Origin of the sequence: Gordonia shandongensis DSM 45094 (assembly GCF_000423025.1) — a bacterium.
In the GTDB taxonomy this organism is placed as follows: domain Bacteria; phylum Actinomycetota; class Actinomycetes; order Mycobacteriales; family Mycobacteriaceae; genus Gordonia; species Gordonia shandongensis.
The window spans coordinates 1-1,582 of the sequence record NZ_AUHE01000032.1; the positions used below are offsets into that span (position 1 = coordinate 1).

Sequence of the window (1,582 nt, forward strand, 5' to 3'; positions counted from 1 at the left end):
GGGCTTCCGGAACCTCAACCACTACATCTTGCGGTCCCTGCTGCACTCCGGCCAGCTCGCTGACCGCATCCACGCACTCTGAAATCCGAAGAGCCCGATTACAACCGGGGCGCGACCGGAAACGCCTCCCCCTGGAAGGACAGCAGGAGAAACAATTGGCGAGAGAATCATCGAGACACCACTAATCAGCGGCACCAAGAAGACAAACCCCAAGGTTTTGCCCACATCAATATCGAATCCGCCGTCAACCCGCACCACACGAATTGCCATGACCTTTGGTGTCAATACCGGCGACTTTAGATACAGCAAGAACCATACAGACCAAGGAACTATTCCATACAATAACGCTGCGATGACTATGCCCCACTTGGCATCAAGGACAGGCCAGATCTTCACAAGTACCCAGGCATACACGACTACCATCAAAGTCAGCAACGCCTCAAGAACAGCTACAGTGCCACCTTGCACACTGTGCATTCGACGAATTCGCTCAATTTCATTCAACATAAGGATACCGATCGCACTATTCGAACAGAGTCCGCGCATCAATTGACGGGGGTAACGAAATCCCATCTGATTGCATTAGCACAGGCACCTACGACGCTCACTGAGCAAGAATCGCGCAATCCTCAGACTACGGATCATCTAATACCTCCACCTCAGTCACATTACGAACAAGACCCCGGAACCGGGCATCTATGCTCGAATAGTAGACGCCTCCTCGGCGACCGCATCAACGATCGACTCCGTTCTCATCTCAATCAAATCAAAATTTGGCGCCGCCCGAGAACGCGATCGTGTTGTGCGTGGACGAGAAGTCGCAGATCCAGGCTCTGGACCGCACCCATGCTCCCGACGCAGCCGGGGCAGATCGAACGCCGCACCCACGACGACAAACGCCACGGCACCACCACCTTGTTCGCCGCGTTGGAGATCGCGACTGGACAGGTGACCGCGGCAGTCAAGCCGCAGCACCGCCACCAGGAATTCCTGTCGTTCCTGCGGCAGATCGACCGCACCTACCCCGACCGGGAGTTGCACCTGGTGATGGACAACTACGCCACCCACACGAAGGCCGAAGTTCGCGACTGGCTCGACAACCACCCGAACACCCACGTCTCTTCGCCCCTCCGCGAGCACTCTCATGAAGCAGGGCCGCAAGCGCCCGCATGCGAGACCCGATGAGAATTAATGCGATAGGGTACAGTCACCAAGTCAACTGAATTGTCGCCCAGATTGATCCCGCGATGACTATATAGTCGTATCTGACTGCACCTATTCCATGCCAATCGTCTAGCCTGTTTAAGTCGCGAAGATTGTCGCGAGTCTCAGCGCCGGTTCGGTGACTTTTGGCCCTCCGGCCGAGGACCGGCCACTCGGTCATTTCCTCACGAGGAGACTCCTGGAGATGGAGCTGGTAGGCGCGACTCATGATCCCCCTTTGATGTTCTTCCTTTCGCTGACGCGACGACGGTGCCGATGGACACCGTGACGACAATTGCGACGCCGAGGTACTGCCACTGAGTCAGACCCTGGTGGAGAACAATCCAGCCGACGAGGACAGCGACGAAAGGCTCGAGGC

General features: G+C 56.5%; 1 protein-coding gene and 2 pseudogenes. 1 reads left to right on the forward strand and 2 read right to left on the reverse strand.

Translation table 11 applies throughout. From position 1 onward, the window contains the following. Positions 1-21: 21 nt before the first annotated feature. Positions 22-573, reverse strand: a complete 552-nt coding sequence (locus G528_RS18525) for a hypothetical protein (protein WP_169515291.1) — start codon at positions 571-573, stop codon at positions 22-24. Between the two features lie 200 nt (positions 574-773). Between G528_RS18525 and G528_RS17735 the strand changes: the two are divergent. After that, positions 774-1,107: pseudogene (locus tag G528_RS17735) on the forward strand (IS630 family transposase); the annotation flags it as partial. A gap of 281 nt (positions 1,108-1,388) precedes the next feature. On the opposite strand, the pseudogene G528_RS18750 reads toward G528_RS17735, so the two are convergent. Further along, positions 1,389-1,582, reverse strand: a pseudogene (locus tag G528_RS18750) (hypothetical protein); the annotation flags it as partial.

Coding starts and splice junctions, on each gene's coding strand:
- G528_RS18525 (WP_169515291.1), bottom strand. CDS start 573: ATGGGATTTCGTTACCCCCGTCAATTGATGCGCGGACTCTGTTCGAAT.